Origin of the sequence: Actinocrinis sp., assembly GCF_035946395.1 — a bacterium.
Taxonomy (GTDB): domain Bacteria; phylum Actinomycetota; class Actinomycetes; order Streptomycetales; family Catenulisporaceae; genus Actinocrinis.
Window position 1 is genome coordinate 19448 of record NZ_DASYZI010000209.1, and the last position, 17852, is coordinate 37299.

Genomic DNA, 17852 nt, shown 5'->3' on the forward strand with positions numbered 1-17852 from the left:
TCAGACGTCCTCCATCACGAAGGCGTCGTCGAAGTCGGCGGCGGACTCGGCCGCGTCCTCCTTCTTGGGCTCCGGCGGGACGCCCTGGAACTCCAGATACTCGGTGGTCACCTCGTCCGGGTCTCCGTGCCGCACGATCTCGCCCTTGTGGATCCAGACGCAGTCGTCGCACATCTCCCGGATGGCGCCTATACCGTGGCTGACGATCACGATGGTGCGGGCCTCGGCGACCAGCTGCTGCATCTTGTCGTACGACTTGCGCCGGAAGTGCGCGTCACCGGTGGACAGCGCCTCGTCCACCAGCAGCACGTCGGGCTCCATGTGGGTGGAGACGGCGAAGGCCAGCCGGCCGTACATGCCGGAGGAGTAGGCCTTCATCGGCATGTCGATGGCCTCGTCGAGCTCGGCCCAGTCGGCGATCTCCTGGAAGCGCTCGTAGACCTGCCGGCGGGTCAGGCCCGCGGCCAGCCCGCCGAGGATCACGTTCTCCCGGCCCGAGAGCTGCCCGTTGAACCCGACGCCGAGCGCGAGCAGAGTGCTGATGCGGCCGTTGACCACGATCTGCCCCGAGGTCGGCGGCAGGATCCCGGCGATCGCGCGCATCAGCGTGGACTTGCCCGCGCCGTTGGCGCCGATGATGCCGAGGATCGAACCGTGCGGCACGTCGAGGGAGATGCCGCGCACCGCCTTGATCTCGCGCACCTTGCGGCCGCCGCCGCCCTTGCGGCCGAACTGGGTCAGCGTGTGCCGGATCGTGTTCGCACGCGGATCGACGATGGTCCGGTACGTGATGTGCACGTCCTGCACGCTGATCGCGTACTTGTGGTCACGGTCGAGCTCGACCTCGGGCTCGGGGACCCGCTCGGTGACCTTCGCGACCGCCGCGGGCTTCGTCTGCGCCGGCGCCGTGTCGGTTTTCACCGCGTCGTCAGCTTTCACGGCATCGTCGGTTTTCACCGCTTCGTCCTGCGCCGGCTTGCTCTCAGAGGCGGACAGAGAACTCACGTTCCCTCCTGATGAAGACGAGGGTGCCGAGGAGGAACGCGCCCGCGGCCCAGCCGAGGCCCTCCAGCATCCAGGTGGCGGGCGGGGCTACGTTGTAGACCAGCGCGTCGCCCCAGGAGCCGATCATCGGCGAGAGCGGGTTGAGCGCGATGACGTGCGCCTTCAGGTCGTGCCTCGCCAGCTGCGTCTGAAGCTCCCACAGCACCGGCGACAGGAACAGCCAGATGCGGGTCACGTACGGCAGGAAGTTGGAGAAGTCGCGGAAGTAGACCTGCGCGGTCGCGCACAGGAAGCCGAGCCCGGCGCCGAAGACGGTGATCTCGATGAAGGCGGGGATCGCGTAGAACGCGTTCCACCCCCACGGGATGCCCTGGATCGTGTGCACCGCGAGGAAGACCAGCAGCGTCGGCAGGAACCTCATGAACGCGATGACGATCTGGACGATCGGCATCACCAGCCGAGGCAGCCGGCTGTTCAGGATCAGTCGGCTGCTGCCGATGATCGAGCCCGCGGACTGGCTCAGGATGCTGGAGAAGAAGGTGAACAGGAACAGCCCGCCCAGCAGCATCGTGAAGAAGTTGGGCGCGTGCTTGCCGTTGCTGAGGATGTCCACCAGCACGTAGTAGACCGCGCCGAGCAGCAGCGGGTTGAGGACCAGCCACAGCTGCCCGAAGGCGTTGAGGTAGTTCTGCGCGCGCAGGGTGCTGCGGGCGAACTCGTACACGAACTCGCGGCGCGCCCACAGTTCGGGCAGGTACTCGCGCAGCCGGGGGATGCCGTTGCGGCGCGAGCGGAAGACATGGTGCTCGTACGCCGTGGCCGGGGACGGTGGACGCGGCGCGGGCTTCGTCATGGTCTCGGTGGTCAATGTGCTCTTTTCCAGCTAGTCGGCGACGGTGCCGGTGACGAGCGGGGCGGAGTCAGACCCTGCGGGCACGGACGCCGGGTCACTGCCGAGGTACGGGGTGCGGTCCAGCTCGAAGGCCACGGTCAGCTTCGGGTGCCGGCGGGCCAGATGCCAGCCGATCGGGATCGCGTGCGAGTCGCTGATCACAGCCTGCTCCACCGCGTTCCAGTCCACCAGACGCAGCGCCTGCCGCCGCGCGGCGCGCCACATCACGTAGGGGCGGAACAGCTTGTAGAACTTGGCCGCCAGCTTGTTCGCCAGCATCCGGTCCGCGCGCGTGCGCAGCGGGAGCACCCGGACGCGCTCGTCGAGGCCCTCGGCGCGCCACGGCTTCTCCTCGACCGTGATCAGGTCGACCTGCACGCCGCGCTCGACGAGGAACCGCGCGGAGGCGCAGACGGCGCGTGCCCGCGTGGTACCCAATGCCAGGAAGACGATGCTCATACCCGCCCTCTCGTCGACTCAGTGCCGCGCAGCTCACCAGCAGACGCGGTCGTGCCCGTCCCGGCTCCTGTTCCGGGCGACGCGTCCGCCGCCCTATCGGTTCCAGCCGTGTCCGCCGGTACACCGCGCGGCACTGAACCCGTGTCCGCTGGCAAACCGTGTGACGCTGAATCCGTGTCCGCTGGTAAGCCGCGCGGCGCTGAATCCGTCGCCCTCTCCCCGCCCGATCCCCGCCCGCTGTACACGTCCATCAGCCGCTCGGCCACCGCCGCAGAACCGAATCGGCCGATCAGCACCTCCCGGGCCCGCCCGGGATCGATCTCGCCACGGGAGTGCGCCTCGGCGAGCCGCCGGTATCCGTCCACGATCACCGCGGGATCGTCGCTGACGTCGACCAGCAGCCCGGCGACCCCGTCGAGCCCGGCCAGCGTCTCCTGCGGGCCGCCGCACTTGGTCACCAGTACCGGCATCCCGGCCGCCACCGCCTCGACCGTGGTCATGCCGAACGTCTCCGACTTGCTGGCGTGCACCAGCAGGTCGTGGCCGTGCATGAACTCGAAGACCCGCTCCGGGGGCACCGCGTCGTGAAAAGTCACCCGCTCGGCGACACCGAGCTGCGCCGCACGCGCCTTGAGCTGCCCGGCCAGCACGCCGTCGCCGAGGATCGTCAGCCGCAGCCGCGCCTCGTCCTTCGCCGCAATGGCGAAGGCCTCCAGCAGCTCGGCAACGCCCTTGAGCGCGATGACCTTGCCGACGTAGATCCATCGATGCAATTCGCGCACCGGGGCCGCGCGCCGGGGCATCGACTCGATGTCGACGGCGTTCGGCAGGATCTCGATCTTGGCGGCGTGCTCCGGGAACGCCTCGGCCAGCTGTCGGCGCAGCCCGCCGCTGACGCACAGGACGGCGTCGGCGCGCTGCATCACCTCGGCATACATGGCGCGGGAGCGCGGTTGGCCGAGGATCTTGCCGAGGAAGGACGCGTGCTCGGTGACGACGACCCGTGCGTCCGGCCGGGCGAAGCGCAGCGCGAGCCAGCCACCGTAGATCCCGACGTGGCCGTGCACGACGTCGGCGTCGAACCGCTCCCCCGGCAAGCTGTGTTGCTGAAGGCTGTGCTCTTGAAGGCCGTGTTGCTGAAGGCTGTGTTGCCGAAGTACGTGCCGCAACGCGTTCTCGTGGCTCGCGGCCCAGTCCGCGTAATCGCGCTTCGGGGTGACCGGGGTCGGGATGTCGGTGGCCCAGTAGCCGTCCGGCGTCATCCGCGCCCGCGACACAATGCGCGGGCCGGGGCCGGCAGTAAGTCGGTCGTAGGCCTTGCGGACCAGAGCGGCCTGCGAAGGGTGCGCGGGTCCGGTCCAGTCCTCGGTGTGATAGAGGTCGACGCGCTCGAACCGCCGCGCCACCGCCGCCGTCGCCGCCTGCACGAAGGACCCTGCGAACGGCCGCTGGAGCGAGGGGTGCCACGGCGTGGTCACCGTCAGCCGCCCCGAACCGCCTGCGATCTCAGCCATCTGACGTCACCGTCCCCGCCGGCACGTCCTGCGCCGACGCCGTCTCCAACACTGCTGCCTCTGTCGCCGCAGCCCCAGTCTCCGCTATCTCCGGCGACACCGGCCATCCGGCGATGCGGCGCAGCTGCCGCTCCAGCGGCGCGAGCGTCGCATCTCGCGTGTACCGCTGGGCGTGGGCGAGCGCCGCCTCGAAGTCGGCCTCGGTCAGGTCGCGTGCGGCCTTCGCCGCCGCGACCATCGCGTTCGCCACCGCGTTCGGGTCGAGCCGGTCGATGCCGAACCACAGCGGGTGCCCGGTCAGCACGTCCACCGCCGCGATGTCCGGTGCGTGCACCGACACGATCGGCTTGCCTGCGGCCATGTACTCGAAGACCTTGCCCGAGGTGACGAACTTCGCGCCCGGCACGCAGAACACCAAGACGTCCAGCTCGCGGTACACCTCGCCGACCTGCGTCTTGGCCAGCGCCCCGCGGTACGTGACGCCGACGTCGCCGTTCAGCGGTATCCGGTCCAGCAGCGCTTCGGTCGTCTGCTTGAAGAAGCCGAGGTGGCCGTAAAGCTCCAGCGTCGCGTCGGCCAGTTCCGGGTGGCGCCGGGCGATCCGCCAGCCCTCGAACAGCTCGGCCAGCGGCATCGGCTCGGTGATCGTGCCGACGTAGCCGAACCGCAGCGGGCGCCCGGTCGCAGGGCCCGGATACGTCGCGCGGCCCAGCAGCTCGGGCTCCCAGCCGTTGGTGGCGACCGTCATCCGGCCGGCGGCGGCCGGGTACCGCTCGGCGTGCCAGGCGCGCAGGCCCTCGTTGACGAACACGGTCAGCGCCGCGCTCTCGACCGTGCGCCGCTCCCAGTCCCAGGCCGGATGGCCCTGCGGGTACTTGTGCTCCTCGGTGAACTGGTTGAACGTCCAGGAGTCCCGGTAGTCGAGCACGTACGGCACGCCGGTCAGCTTCTTGAACCAGTAGGCGGCGGCGAAGGCGGCGAAGGGATTGCCGGTGGCCACCACCAGATCGAAGCGGCGGCGCGCGTGCATGCGCAGCGCCTTTGCCATGACGCGCGGAATCCACGAGCCGTAGTGCTCGGGGAAGAAGTGCTGCTGGAAGTAGTTGTAGACCACGTTCGAGAGCACCGGATTGTTCGCGCGCCACCGGCCGAACTTCCGGATGTCGCGCTCCCAGCGGAAGTAGCCCATGTCCGGCCGCTCGACCCGGACCGCCGGGTCGATGCTCTGCTCAAGCGAGGGGTCGGTCGAGCCGATGTACTCGGTGAAGAAGCGCCGCGGCGCGGTGAACACAGTCACGTCCCAGCCGCGGCGGGCGAGCACGTTGGCCGTGGCGCGTGCCCGGTACACCCCGCTGGATCGGCTCGGCGGGAAGAAGAAGGCCAGATAGAGCACCCTGGGCGACCTCTTCGGCGTTGATCCGCGCTTCATCGTCCCTGACGTCTGTCGGCCGGTAACTGTGGAGGGAAAGCCGCGCTGTAAGCGCAGCCCAGGCAGTCTACAGCGGCGTCGGCCGATGGCTAGCACGAGCGCCGACAACTCTGGCGAGCACATATGCTCGCAGCCATGAAAATCCTCAGCGTGGTCGGCGCGCGCCCGCAGTTCGTGAAGCTCGCCCCGGTTTGCGCCGCGATCGCCGAGGGCGGCCACGAGCACGTGATCGTGCACACGGGCCAGCACTACGACCCCGCGCTCTCCGACGTCTTCTTCGCCGAACTCGGCATTCCGGCGCCCGACGTGCAACTCGGCGTCGGCTCCGGCGGGCACGGCGAGCAGACCGGCGCCATGCTCGCCGGGCTCGACCCGGTGTTGCGACGGCACGCTCCGGATTGGGTGCTCGTCTACGGCGACACGAATTCGACGCTGGCCGGCGCACTGAGCGCGGTCAAGCAGTTGCTGCCGGTCGCGCATCTCGAAGCGGGGCTGCGGTCGTTCAACCGCCGGATGCCCGAGGAGCACAACAGGGTCCTGACCGATCACGCCGCCGACCTGCTGCTCGCCCCGACCCGCCGCGCGAAGCGAAACCTGGAGGTGGAAGGTCTCGGCGCGCGGACGTCGCTCGTCGGCGACGTGATGGTCGACGTGTGCTTCCAGGCCCGCGATCGGGCGCTGTCCGGCACCACCGCGCCGACCGCGCCCGCCGAGGGCATCGATCCGGCCGCGCCGTACCTGGTCGCCACCGTGCACCGTGCGGAGAACACCGACGATCCGGAGCTACTCGAAGCAATCCTCGACGCTCTCGCGGCGCTGCCGTATCAGGTGGCCCTGCTCGCGCATCCGCGCCTCGTCGCGCGCGCGGCGTCGTTCGGCATGCAGCTGCGGCGTGGCGCGATCCGCGTGGGTACACCGCTTCCGTACCAGGCGATGGTCGGCGCGGTCCTCGGCTCGGTCGGCGTGGTCACCGACTCGGGCGGCCTACAGAAGGAGGCATACCTGCTCGGTCGGCTGTGCACGACGCTGCGCGCCGAGACCGAGTGGCCTGAGACACTGGTCGAAGGCTGGAACGTGCTGATGCCACAGCCGATCCGGGACAAGGAACTGCTCGCGCAGCGCGTCACGCGCGAGCTCCCCGGCACCCGGCCAGGCCTCGAATACGGCGACGGCAAAGCCGCGTTGCGCGTCGTCACCGAACTCGAACGCGCCCGACGCCGAAGCTGAAGCGCCCGCGCAGTGGACGCCGAACCGCCTGAACCACCGAACCACCCTCAGACCAGCAACTTCCGGTACAGCGCGTCCAGCTTCGCCGCCTGCTCCTCCCACAGCGACGCGCCGCGCGGATCATCGGGGCCTGCGTAAACCTTCTTATATGCGTCGAGTTCGGCGAGCATCCGGCGCGCAGCCTCCGCCAGCGAGGCCGCGTCACCGGCGATGAAGACCTCGCCGACGCCGAGCCGACGCGTCGTCTCGGCCATCTCGCGCACGTCGCTGGTGAGGATCGGCAGGCAGGCGTGTAAGTACTCGAAGTACTTGGTGATCAGCGAGAGCTCGTGGTTCGGGTGGTGCAGGATCGGCACCACGCCGATCGTCGCCGACTCGATGTACGGCACGACCTCGTCCACCGGGACGTATGGCACGACGTGCACCCGGTCGGCAACGCCACGCTCCTCGGCGCGCCTGCGCAACGCGCCGACATCGGGATCGTCCTCGCGGGCGATCAACGCCAGGTGCGCGTTCACGTCCGACAGCGGCACGAGAGCGTCGATCACCGTCGCGACCCCGCGCCGAGGCGCCATCCCGCCGCTGTACAGCAGCAGCGGCGTGCCCTCCCCCACGCCGACCTCGTCACGCAGCCTGCGACCGGTCGCCTTGGTGCTGATCACCGGGGCGTTGAGCACGACGAGCGGCTTCGCCGACAGCTGATGATCGGCCGCCAGCAGGTCCGCGATGCCGTCCGAGACGGTCACCACCGCGTCGGCGCGCCGGATGTACTCCCGCTCGACCCCGACCAGCATGCGTCTACGTAGCCTGCGACGCGCGTCCCAGCGCTGCGGAATGTCGATACCGGCGAGGTATTCGTGCGCGTCGTAGACCCAGCGCACCTGGTGCCGCGGCGTGCTGAGCGTCGCGGCGAGCCGGGCGCCGATGCCGACCATGTGGAAGTCGTGCGCGTGGATCAGGTCCGGCTCCAGTCCGGCCACGACCGGCGCCATCGCGAGTTCGAGATCTGCGAACCACGGATTGAACTGCCGCCAGCCGCCGTGCGTGTCCGCGAGTCCGAGCGCTCCGGACAGCGCCAGCCTCGCCGCGCCGCCGACCGGCCCGCGGCTCATCCGGCCGACGAGTTCATCGGCCTTCTGATGCTCATCGAGCCAGCCGCGGGTGCGCGCGGCCGCGGTCGAACGCAGACGGTCGGCGGTCCGCGCGTCGCGGTCGGCCAGCGCGGCGCGCGCCTCGCGGTATTCGGCGCGCCGGGCGGCGGCGGTCGCGCGCGCACCGCGCAGCCGAGACTTTTCGTACCCTGAAACGACCTTCGGCACCGGCACTAGCACGACGTCGGCGCCCTGCAACCGGAACCGTTCGAGCTCCGCGCCGGCAGCCCGTCCCACCAGGGTGACGCGCCATCCGGCGTCAGCCATCGACCATGCGATCTTCTGCACCCGCGAGTCGCCCACGACGCCGTTCGCGACCAGCATCACGACGTGCCGCGCGGGCGGCTCCTGACCGGTCACCGCATCGGTCACCGGGAGCCCACCGACACCGCGCCACGACCCGCCAGCGACTCGTACACGCCGACGAGAACCGCGGCGTCCCGCTCCCAGGACAGATCAGCCTTCGCCCGCGCGACCTGCTCGCACAAACGCGGGTAGTCGGCCGCGACCTGCTTGAACGCCGCACGCAACGACGCGACGTCGCCCGGCCGGTAGAGCGCGCCGAGGCCGTACTGCGTGACGATGCGACGCAGCTCCGGCAGGTCGGCCGCGACGACCGGAACACCCGCGCGCACCGCGTGGAACAGCTTGTTCGGCAGGGCCAGGCGATGGTTCTCGCAACTGTCGGTGAGCGTGACGACCGAGATCCCGGCGCCGCGCAACACGTCGTCGACTTCGTCCACCGGCCGTGCCGGTTCGATCCTCACGGTACCGGCGGCGGCCTGGATCCGGGGCAGGTACTCGTGGTCGACCGGTCCCATCAGGACGGCGTCGAGCCCCGCGGCGGCAGCGGCGGGCAGCAGCGTCTCAAGGTCCCGCGCCGGACCGATCCGCCCGGCGTATACGACCCCTGCCGGCCGCTGCCGGACCGCTATGTGCGTGATCTCGCTGTCGGCCATCCCGGAGGCATTGCGCTGGCCCGGGAACGTGTTGCGCACGACCTTGACCTCACCGCCGCGCCACCCGCCCAGCCGTTCGGCGATGCCGTCGCTGACGGTCAGCACAGCGTCCGCGCGGCGCACGATCCGCTGCTCGGCACGCCGTTCACGCGCCCGCTCCAGCGGTGTCGGGCGGCCGTGCCGTTCACGGCCCGACCACAACTCGTGCGAGTCGTACACGAGCCGGGCGCCTTCGCGGTCGGCGATCCGCGCCGCGAGTCGCAGCACGTTGAAATCGTGCGCGTGGACGACGTCGAACTCGCGGCCCGCGACCGCGGTCTCGGCCCGCGAGCACCAGGTACGCCAGACCTTCTGCCGGTGCTGCGGCAGCAGCACCCAACGCGCGACACGTTTCACCGACGACAACGCCCCGCCCGATGGCGCAGCACTCGGCACACCAGAGCTCGGCGAACCGCCACCCGACGCCCCACCGCCCGGCCGGTTGAACCCCGAACCGCCCGAGACCGACTCGACGGTGATCCCTCCATGCGGAGGATTCCAGCCCTGCGGCACGTCCTTGCCGACGATGTGGATCGCATGCCCGTGGTCGGCAAGCGCAATCGCCTCGCGCATGACACGCGAGTCGTGCGCCACGTCGGACATGACCAGCATCAGGACATTCATGTGAGCTGCCGTTCCTTGAGCACCGTGGCCTCGGGTTCGGGCGCGGGACGGCGGCGGCCGAGGTCCGCCAGCAGCAGCGGCGCGCCCAGCACGATCAGCAGCCAGACGGCGACCATCAGCCGGTCGGCCTGCGAGGCGACCGGGTGCGCGATCACCGTCCCGACACCGGTCGCGGCGGTCACCGTGACGAGTGCCGCGAACACCGTCTCCCGCCGCCACAGCGCCACGCCGACGACGACCAGCCCGAGCGCCACCAGCAGCGAAGTCGGCTCCAGGACCGGGAAGTACGACCAGTACTTCAAGTTCAGCGAGAGCAGTTGGCTCAGCGGATGCGCCACGTCCGGGCGGATGAAGTGGTGGGTGAACGTGTCCTGCATCGACTCGGTGATCCCCGGCCAGCCCAGCAGCGTGGTCGCGACCTGCGAGACGACCGCGCCGCCGGCCGCCAGCCCGGCGAGCCACACCGTTCCACGGGTCCGGCTCAACGGCGCGAGCCACAAGCAGATCCCCGCGCCGACCGCGAGCGCGGCGGCGACCATCGTCTCGGAGGAGTACCGGACCAGGAACCCGGCGACGAGCCCGCCGACCAGCGCGATCGAGCCCGCACCGATCCGCCCCCGGGTGAGCCACCAGGCGCCGAGCAGCGTGAGCATCGTGGCGGCGAGCGACGGCCCGTCGGTGAGCATGCGGCTGCCCCAGTAACCGGTGGGCGCGGCGAGGAAGAGCGCCTGCCCGCCCAGCGCGGTGAGCACCCCGGCGCCGGTCGAGCGCAGCAGCACGATGACCAGCAGGCTCGCGGCCAGCGTGCACAGCATCGCGGCGAGCCACAGCCCCGCGCGCACGCCGAGGACGCCGGCGAAGGCCGCCGACAGCAGCGGGTATCCGGGCCGAGAGGTGAAGATGGCGAGATAACGAGGCGTGGTTGGCGTCAAGCCATTGCGATATGTGTACATGCAGGAGGCAAGACCGGACGTGCTGCCGGTTACGCCGCCCTGTTCGAGGCTGGCGCTGCGCGCGTTGGACGACCCGACGTCCTCGCAGAACATCTGCGTCGCCTCGTGCACGGCCTGGTCGTGCGAGCGGCCGAGGAACACCAACGTCTGCCGCGCATATTGATAGGTGTCGTTGGACGGCACGTTCTGGTGGTAGTCAATCGCCTGGAACACGGTGAACACCGCCGCGATCAGCAGCGCCCCCGCGATCAGCCGGCGCAGCGGGCTCCACCGCGCGACGGACTCGCCCCACCTGCGCGGCGACCCGCCGCGCGCGACCCTCCGTGCGTCCAACGTCACATCGCCTTCTCGCCTGGGCGTCCGCACATTTCTCGCCTCGCCGGAGGCGACAATAGTACCCACAGCGTCCGCGTATACCCGCAGCGCTCGCACCCCAGCGTCTCCGTACGACTCCCCAGACGGCTTCCCCATCGAGCCGGTTCCCTGCCGCCGAGCCGACATACCGCTCCCGCGAACGAGCCAGGACGATCGGCCCTGCCGAAGGCCTTGCAGGTAGGTGACCCGCCTCATCCCCACTCCCATAAAGGAACTTCACCAGCCCCGACCAGTAGGCACGGCCAGATCACGGCCAAACCTCGAACGTTGAGACCACGCGCGCCCGCCTGCCCGCCTGCCCGCCTGCCGCCGAACGGACCGCTCTATGATCGATTCCCAGCTTCCCGCCCGAGGAAAAGGGGACGGACCCATGAGTCACCCGGCCGACGCCGTAGCCGACCGAAGCGACCCCACCGGCACACGGCTCGTCGGGTTCGCCGAGATTCAAGACGCGGCGAAACGGATCGCCGGTATCGCCACGCGTACGCCGCTGCTCCCCTGCTCGTGGGCCGATCCCGACCGTCCGCTGTGGATCAAGGCGGAGAGCCTTCAGCCGATCGGTGCGTTCAAGATCCGCGGCGCGGTCAACGCGGTGGCGTCGCTCGACCCGAGTGCCCGCGAAGCCGGAGTGATCGCCGTCTCCAGCGGCAATCACGCGCAGGCGGTCGCCTACGCGGCCAAGCGGTTCGGTATCGACGCGCTGATCGTCATTCCGCACGGCGCCGCGGTGAACAAGGTCGCCGCGACGCAGGCGCTCGGCGCGACTGTGGTGCGCGTGCCCCCGGAACTTCGCGAGCAGGAGACGCGCCGGCTCGCCGAAGAAACCGGCAGGATCCTGATTCATCCTTTCGACGACCCGCGCGTCATCGCGGGCCAGGGCACGATCGGCCTGGAGATCGCCGAACAAGCGGCGCAGCAGGGCTTCTCGGCGGACGCGGTGCTCGCGCCGGTCAGCGGGGGCGGACTCGTGTCGGGGCTCGCCGTCGCCGTCAAGGAGCTCATACCCGGCGCCTCGGTCTTCGGCGTCGAACCGGAGCTCGCCGCCGACGCGCAGGCTTCCCTGCGTTCGGGCGAGCGCACAGCCTGGCCGGTGGAGGACACCTGGCGCACGATCGCCGACGCACTGCGCGCCTCCAGCGTCGGCGCGCTGACCTGGGAGCATCTGCGCGCCTTGGTGGACGACGTGCTCACCGTCTCCGAGCCGGCCATCCGGAACGCCGTCCGCGAACTGGCGGCCTCGGCGCAGTTGGTGGTCGAGCCGGGCGGCGCCGTCGCGGTCGCCGCGTACCTCTCGAACCTCCACCAACTCCCACCTGGCCGCAACTACGTGGCCGTCGTCAGCGGCGGCAACGTGGACCTGGACGCATACGCCGCGATTCTCTCCGGCCCGCCGGCGGAAGCGTGACCACCCGACCGGGCGACGCGGATTCCGCATGATCTCCCGACCCGCCGGGCAGGCCTAGTCAGCAGGCAGTCCGCCGACACGGGAGGCACGGCACAATGCGACATCAGGCGTCTTACCTGGCAGTATCCGCTCTTTTCTGTAGCACACTGATAGCCACTGGGGCCGCCCCCGCCGCGGCGCACGGCGGGCCGCCACCGATTCCGCTGCCCCCGAAGACGGCGGTCGCGACCGGCTACGGCGGCGCGGTGGCCAGCGTCAGCCCCTACGCCACGCAGATCGGCATCGACGTGCTCGCGCACGGCGGCAACGCCGTGGACGCCGCGGTGGCCACCGCCGCCGCACTCGGCGTCGTCGAACCCTTCTCCTCCGGCATCGGCGGCGGCGGCTTCTTCGTGTACTACGACGCCCGCACGCACAAGGTCACCACCATCGACGGCCGCGAGAGCGGCCCGGCCGCGTTCACCTCGACGGTGTTCATCGACCCGGGCACCGGCCAGCCGCTGGCCTTCAACGACGCGGTCAACTCGGGTCTGTCCGTCGGCGTCCCGGGCACGCTGATGACCTGGCAGGAAGCCCTCGACGCATGGGGCACCCGCCCCCTCGGCGAAGAGTTGCAGCCCGCCGCCAAGCTCGCCGAGCGCGGATTCACCGTGACCGGCGACTTCAACGGCGGCGTCGCGATGAACCAGCAGCGGTTCAGCGACATCACACCCACCGCGCAGCTCTATCTACCCGGCGGCCAAGTGCCCGCGGTCGGCTCGGTCTTCCGCAATCCGGACCTTGCCGCGACGTACGAGCTGATCGCCCAGAAGGGCATCGGCGTGTTCTACGGCGGCGAACTGGCCTCCGAGATCGCGAACACCGCGCAGCACCCGCCGATGACGCCGACTTCGGACCGCGTTTTCCGCCCCGGCGTGATCACCGCCGCCGACATCGCCGGGTACACCGCGCCGTACACCGCGCCGACTCACGTCTCCTACGACGGCCTCGACGTGTATTCGATGGGTCCGCCGTCCTCCGGCGGCACGACCGTCGGCGAGGCCCTCAACGTCCTGACGCAGCTGAAGAACTCCGGCTGGCAGCTGAACTACACGACTCAGGCCCAGCAGGTCGCCTCGCTCCAGGCCTACCTTGAGGCAAGCCGCGTCGCCTTCGCCGACCGCAACCGGTGGGTCGCCGACCCGGCCTTCGAGAACGTGCCGACCGCCGGCCTGCTCTCCCCCGCCTTCGCCGCCTCGCGCGCCTGCCTGATCAGCCCGACCAAGACGCTGACCAGCCCGCTCACCCCCGGCGACCCGAACAACCCGTCCACCACCTGCCAGGCGCAGACGCAGCAGACGCCCAACACGTCGACCGAGGGTCTGTCCACCACGCACCTGGTCGCCGCCGACCGGTGGGGCAACGTGGTCTCCTACACGCTGACCATCGAGCAGACCGGCGGCTCGGCGATGGTCGTGCCGCACCGCGGCTTCCTGCTCAACAACGAGATGACGGACTTCGACTTCACCGCCATCCACCCGCCGGCCCCGGACCCGAACCTGCCCGCCGCCGGCAAGCGCCCGCGCTCGTCGATGGCCCCGACGATCATCCTGCGCGACGGCCGCCCGTACCTCGTGGTCGGCTCTCCCGGCGGCGCGTCGATCATCACGACCGTGCTCCAGGTCCTGCTCAACCGGCTGGACTTCGGCATGAGCCTGCCGGACGCGATCGCCGCGCCGCGCATTTCGCAGCGCGACCGCTCGGTGACCGAAGCCGAACCGGCGTTCCTCTCCTCACCGCTGGACCCCGCCCTGACCGCGATCGGCCAGAACTTCGTCCCCGCGCCGCCCGCGTTCACCCCGGCCCCGGAACTCGGCGCCGCCACCGGCCTCGAATTCCTCGGCGACGGCCGCATCCAGGCCGCCGCCGAACCGCAGCGCAGATTCGGCGGCTCCGCCATGGTGGTCTTCCCTAGCCCATCCGAGTAACGCAGCCCCGAACACACCGCTCCCAAACAATCGGCCGCAGCTTCCAGACCATCGGAAGCTGCGGCCGATCACATATACACGCACTGCGCCCTATGATTTCTGACTTCGCGAAGTTCGCCCTACGACATACGCCCTACGACGTCGTGGAATGCTGAAGCTCGCTCGGCGCTCCGTCAGCGTCATCGTCATCCGACCCCGCGCCCCGCAGCGTCTGCCCCGAGGCAAGCGGCGAACGGGACAACTCCAAATAGCCGAACACAATGACGATCAAGCCCACCAGCTGCGGTACGAGCCACCAGCCGAAGCGGATGTCCTCGTCGAACAACAGGCCGCCGTAGCACGCGCTGATCAGCGCGTCACCAATGGTCAGCATCGGCTGCGAGGCGACCAGCGTGCCGGCCTGCAAGGCGTTCTGTAGCAGAAACAACGATCCGACCCCGGCGACCGCGGTCGCGTACAACTGCCACGTGCTGAAGAACGCGCCAGGCCCGACCGAAAGCGCAGCCATCGACTGCTTCATCAGCGCGGCGGTCAGCGCGTACCCGCACGCGGCGGCCAGCCCGAGCAGCGCCGCGCGCGGTTCGCCGCGCACGCGCAGCGCCGAGATCAGCAGCACCGCCTCGAAGCCGCCGGTAGCGATCAGCGCGAGCACCCACAGCTGGTCGGACGACTGATCGACGCCCCCGGACGGATTCGCCGCGGCAAGCGCGACCACCAGCCCCGCAGTGACCGCCGCGACCGCCCCCCACATCCGCCGCGGCAGCCGCGTGCGCCAGAACAGCCCCGCGATCAGCAGCGCCAGCGGCAACTCGACGATGAAGATCGGCTGCACCAGCGCGACCGGCCCCGTGGCCAACGCCGCGGCCTGGAACACCGCCGCCGCGACCACCATGCCGATCCCCGCCAGCCAGACCCGCCGCCGCACCAGATAAGCGAACAGCGAGAGCCGAAACGACCCGTCCGCCGGCGCCTCGATCGCGGCCCGGCGCTGAAGCACCGACGCCATGGCGTTACTAAACGCCGTAAGCACCGCGAACACGACACAGATCACAAGAGTCAGCTTCCCGCTCCGCCGCCCTCGACACCCAGCGCCTACCCTATGCCGCCAACGAACGACCGGCATAGGCGAATTGTTCCCACCTCTCTCGGCGTGTCCTCGTCCGCAACACCAAGATCCAGCCAGAGGATGCGGCAGCCTCAGTGTCGCCGGTGTACCCTTCGCTAAACAGACTCAGCCATTCGTGCGACATGACTCCACGTTTCCGCTGATGACTCGGGGCGATTCGGTGTTCGGCCGTTGTTCGTCATGCGAGCGTTGAGATCATCACAGCGCAGCGGGCGCTGTCTCAAGGCTCCCGTACGATGACGCCATGAGCGCAGCGCTGGCCTTGTTTCCGGCTCCCTCACCCAAGTTGATCGGGGATGACCGCGTGACATACGGGGAGGTCTTCACGCGGCGCTGGGTTGTCGAGATGATCTTGGACCAGTGCGGTTATGACTCCGGCCAGGACCTGACGTCGCTGACTGTCGTGGAACCGGCCGTCGGCAGCGGGGCGTTCCTCGGGCCACTGATCGAACGGCTGGTTCAATCGCGCGCCAAGCATGCTCCCGACCTCCCGTGGGAGGAGTTGGCCGGGTGCGTGATCGGCCGCGATCTCCAAACCGGTCATGTAGCGGCCTGTCGATCCCTTGCCATCGGTGTCCTAACAGAGGCGGGATGCGCGCTGCCGACCGCAAGGGCTTTGGCCGACCAGTGGCTGAACGTCGGAGACTTCCTGCTCGATGACCTCGGCGACGTGCACGCAGACCTGGTGATCGGCAACCCTCCGTACATCAGGATCGAGGATCTCGAACCTGCATTGCTGGCCGCATACCGCCAGGCATGCCCGACCATGGGCGGGCGAGCCGACGTCTTCGTCGGATTCTTCGAACGCGGCCTCGACATCCTCAAAGCCGACGGAAAACTGGGGTACATCTGCGCGGACCGGTGGATGCGCAACCAATACGGCCAGCGCCTGCGCGAGAAAATCCTCTCCGGCGGATTCGCGGTCGACGTTTGCGTGGTCATGCACGATGTTGACGCATTCGCTGACGACGTCAGTGCCTATCCCGCAGTGACCGTGCTACGACGCGGGGTCCAAGCCGAGGCCGTCATCGCCGACACAACAGCTGCTTTCGATGCCGAGGCCGCGCGCCAGTTCACCATGTGGAGCGTGACAACTACACCGGTGCTCTCCACCGGCGCTCTGGAGGCCGCACGTCTCCCGCACTGGCACAAGAATCCCGAGTCCTGGCCGGATGCGAGCCCAGAGACGATCGCCTGGCTGGAGCAGCTGGACGACACGCTGCCTCTTCTAGAGGACGCCGGTGGAACGCGCATCAGCATCGGTGTCGCGACCGGAGCTGACGCCGTTTACCTGACCCGTGACGAGTTGCTGGTAGAGGATGAGCGTCTGCTGAAACTGGCGATGCCGGCAGACATCAAGTCCGGCTCGTTCACCTGGTCCGGCACCTATCTGGTCAACCCTTGGGATCCTGACGGCCTGGTGGATATGGACAACTGGCCTCGGTTCGCCACTTACTTGCGCCGGCATGAGGCATCGCTACGGCGGCGCAGCATCGGACGGCGCAATCCTCAACGCTGGCATCGCACAATCGACAGAGTCACCTGTGGCCTCACCAATCATCCGAAACTCTTACTGGAAGACATGAAACGCCAGCCCAATCCAGTGTTGGAAACCGGCGGCCACTATCCACACCACAACTTGTACTACGTCGTATCCGACGACTGGAATCTCGAAGTGCTCGGCGGCTTGTTACTTTCCGAGGTCGTCGAACGACAGATCGCCGCATACTGCGTGAAGATGCGTGGCAAAACGCTCCGATTCCAGGCCCAATATCTGCGCAGAGTGCGCGTGCCCGAAATCGGTACGCTGACGGATCGGGTTTCCGAGGAACTCACAACCGCCTTTCGCACCCGTAACCGGGCCGCTGCGACCCGCGCCGCCCTCGAGGCCTATGGAATGGACCGACTGCCCAGGTAACCGCAGTTTGTGTCGCCGACGTCTGGTATCTTGACCTCCTATCTACGAGGCCCGAGGAAACTCGTCAGGCCCGGCACAGAGGGAAAGGCACTGGGGGTCGGTGGACGACGACGCAAAAGCACGGGTCGATATTGCGTTGCAGCATTGGGTCGATGTGCGCCGACTCCAGAAGGCAGCGGCCCAGAACGGCGGACGCGCCCAGGAAGGCAACCGGTCGGCGGTGACCGGCGGCGCCCGTCTGGACGGACTCAACAGCCTGGTCGTCGAAGAAATCAAGCGCGCAGGCATGAGCGACGGCCTGACGTTCATGACTAACCGGCGGGCAACACTCGCTGGCTACTACCGGTCGTCCAAGGCCTGGGACTTGGCCGTTCTCAAGGACGGCCAACCGGTGCTCGTCGTCGAATACAAATCGATGAGCGGAAGTGAAGGCAAGAACCTCAACAATCGTGCCGACGAGGTATTCGGCGTGGCCGAGGACACCCGGCAAGCCGAGGCGCACGGGCTCCTGCCAAAGGGCCTGCGGCGCGCCTACGTCTTCATCATGGGCATTTCCCCGGAGAGCACCAAGCCTGTCGCGATCGGCCGCCTGATCGGCCAGGGCGATCCCGAGTTCAGCGGCGCGTCCTACTTGCAGCGCACTGCAATCATGTGCCGACGGCTGCGCGAAACCGGGCTCTACGACATGACCTGGGCAGTCGGCGTTCAGGAAGACCCATTTTCATGGCACGATCCCGATCCGCGAGTCGGATGGGACGGGCTCGCCTCGGACATCCATCAAGCCTTCTCACATCGCCCGACAGACTGAA

14 protein-coding genes are annotated in these 17852 nt (G+C 69.1%); 5 read left to right on the forward strand and 9 right to left on the reverse strand.

The features are described from left to right. From VGS97_RS12925 to VGS97_RS12945, 5 genes are read right to left on the reverse strand one after another with little or no spacing between them, the layout of a single operon-like run. The gene (locus VGS97_RS12925) at positions 1 to 1005 is read right to left on the reverse strand and encodes an ABC transporter ATP-binding protein (protein ID WP_326853647.1); all 1005 of its coding nucleotides are present in this window, start codon (positions 1003 to 1005) and stop codon (positions 1 to 3) included. Then, positions 983 to 1858, reverse strand: coding sequence for an ABC transporter permease (locus VGS97_RS12930; RefSeq protein WP_326853648.1), 876 nt, complete (start codon positions 1856 to 1858; stop codon positions 983 to 985). The genes VGS97_RS12925 and VGS97_RS12930 overlap by 23 nt, the downstream gene beginning before the upstream one ends. Positions 1859 to 1888: 30 nt before the next feature. After that, positions 1889 to 2356 carry a hypothetical protein gene (locus tag VGS97_RS12935; protein WP_326853649.1) on the reverse strand — a complete coding sequence of 156 codons (468 nt, stop codon included), beginning with the start codon at positions 2354 to 2356 and terminating at the stop codon, positions 1889 to 1891. Next, positions 2353 to 3870 carry a glycosyltransferase gene (locus VGS97_RS12940; RefSeq protein WP_326853650.1) on the reverse strand — a complete coding sequence of 506 codons (1518 nt, stop codon included), beginning with the start codon at positions 3868 to 3870 and terminating at the stop codon, positions 2353 to 2355. Before VGS97_RS12940 ends, VGS97_RS12935 begins: the two co-directional genes overlap by 4 nt. Beyond that, entirely contained in the window at positions 3863 to 5299 is a 1437-nt protein-coding gene (locus tag VGS97_RS12945) for a glycosyltransferase (protein WP_326853651.1), read from the reverse strand. The genes VGS97_RS12940 and VGS97_RS12945 overlap by 8 nt, the downstream gene beginning before the upstream one ends. Positions 5300 to 5434: 135 nt before the next feature. On the opposite strand from VGS97_RS12945, the gene wecB reads away from it, so the two are divergent. After that, on the forward strand, positions 5435 to 6526 hold the full coding sequence (wecB, locus tag VGS97_RS12950; RefSeq protein WP_326853652.1) for a non-hydrolyzing UDP-N-acetylglucosamine 2-epimerase: 1092 nt from the start codon (positions 5435 to 5437) through the stop codon (positions 6524 to 6526). A gap of 47 nt (positions 6527 to 6573) precedes the next feature. Here the strand turns inward: wecB and VGS97_RS12955 are convergent, their stop codons facing one another. Genes VGS97_RS12955 through VGS97_RS12965 form a run of 3 tightly spaced genes read right to left on the reverse strand, consistent with a single transcriptional unit; the run spans position 6574 to position 10585 of the window. Beyond that, entirely contained in the window at positions 6574 to 8049 is a 1476-nt protein-coding gene (locus tag VGS97_RS12955; RefSeq protein WP_326853653.1) for a glycosyltransferase family 4 protein, read from the reverse strand. Further along, on the reverse strand, positions 8046 to 9299 hold the full coding sequence (locus tag VGS97_RS12960; protein WP_326853654.1) for a glycosyltransferase: 1254 nt from the start codon (positions 9297 to 9299) through the stop codon (positions 8046 to 8048). Before VGS97_RS12960 ends, VGS97_RS12955 begins: the two co-directional genes overlap by 4 nt. Then, entirely contained in the window at positions 9296 to 10585 is a 1290-nt protein-coding gene (locus VGS97_RS12965; protein WP_326853655.1) for a hypothetical protein, read from the reverse strand. The genes VGS97_RS12960 and VGS97_RS12965 overlap by 4 nt, the downstream gene beginning before the upstream one ends. Before the next feature lie 412 nt (positions 10586 to 10997). Here VGS97_RS12965 and VGS97_RS12970 point away from each other — a divergent pair, with 412 nt between their 5' ends. Together VGS97_RS12970 and ggt are read left to right on the forward strand one after the other, a co-directional pair. Next, positions 10998 to 12032 carry a threonine/serine dehydratase gene (locus VGS97_RS12970; RefSeq protein WP_326853656.1) on the forward strand — a complete coding sequence of 345 codons (1035 nt, stop codon included), beginning with the start codon at positions 10998 to 11000 and terminating at the stop codon, positions 12030 to 12032. Between the two features lie 95 nt (positions 12033 to 12127). Further along, positions 12128 to 13999, forward strand: a complete 1872-nt coding sequence (ggt, locus tag VGS97_RS12975) for a gamma-glutamyltransferase (RefSeq protein ID WP_326853657.1) — start codon at positions 12128 to 12130, stop codon at positions 13997 to 13999. Between the two features lie 133 nt (positions 14000 to 14132). On the opposite strand, the gene VGS97_RS12980 is transcribed toward ggt, so the two are convergent. Beyond that, positions 14133 to 15050, reverse strand: coding sequence for a DMT family transporter (locus VGS97_RS12980; protein WP_349262110.1), 918 nt, complete (start codon positions 15048 to 15050; stop codon positions 14133 to 14135). Positions 15051 to 15369: 319 nt separating this feature from the next. On the opposite strand from VGS97_RS12980, the gene VGS97_RS12985 reads away from it, so the two are divergent. Both VGS97_RS12985 and VGS97_RS12990 read left to right on the forward strand, forming a co-directional pair. Then, a complete protein-coding gene (locus VGS97_RS12985; RefSeq protein WP_326853659.1) occupies positions 15370 to 17043 on the forward strand; it encodes an Eco57I restriction-modification methylase domain-containing protein in 1674 nt (557 codons plus the stop codon). Positions 17044 to 17143: 100 nt separating this feature from the next. Next, on the forward strand, positions 17144 to 17851 hold the full coding sequence (locus tag VGS97_RS12990; protein WP_326853660.1) for a PaeR7I family type II restriction endonuclease: 708 nt from the start codon (positions 17144 to 17146) through the stop codon (positions 17849 to 17851). Position 17852 lies beyond the last annotated feature (1 nt).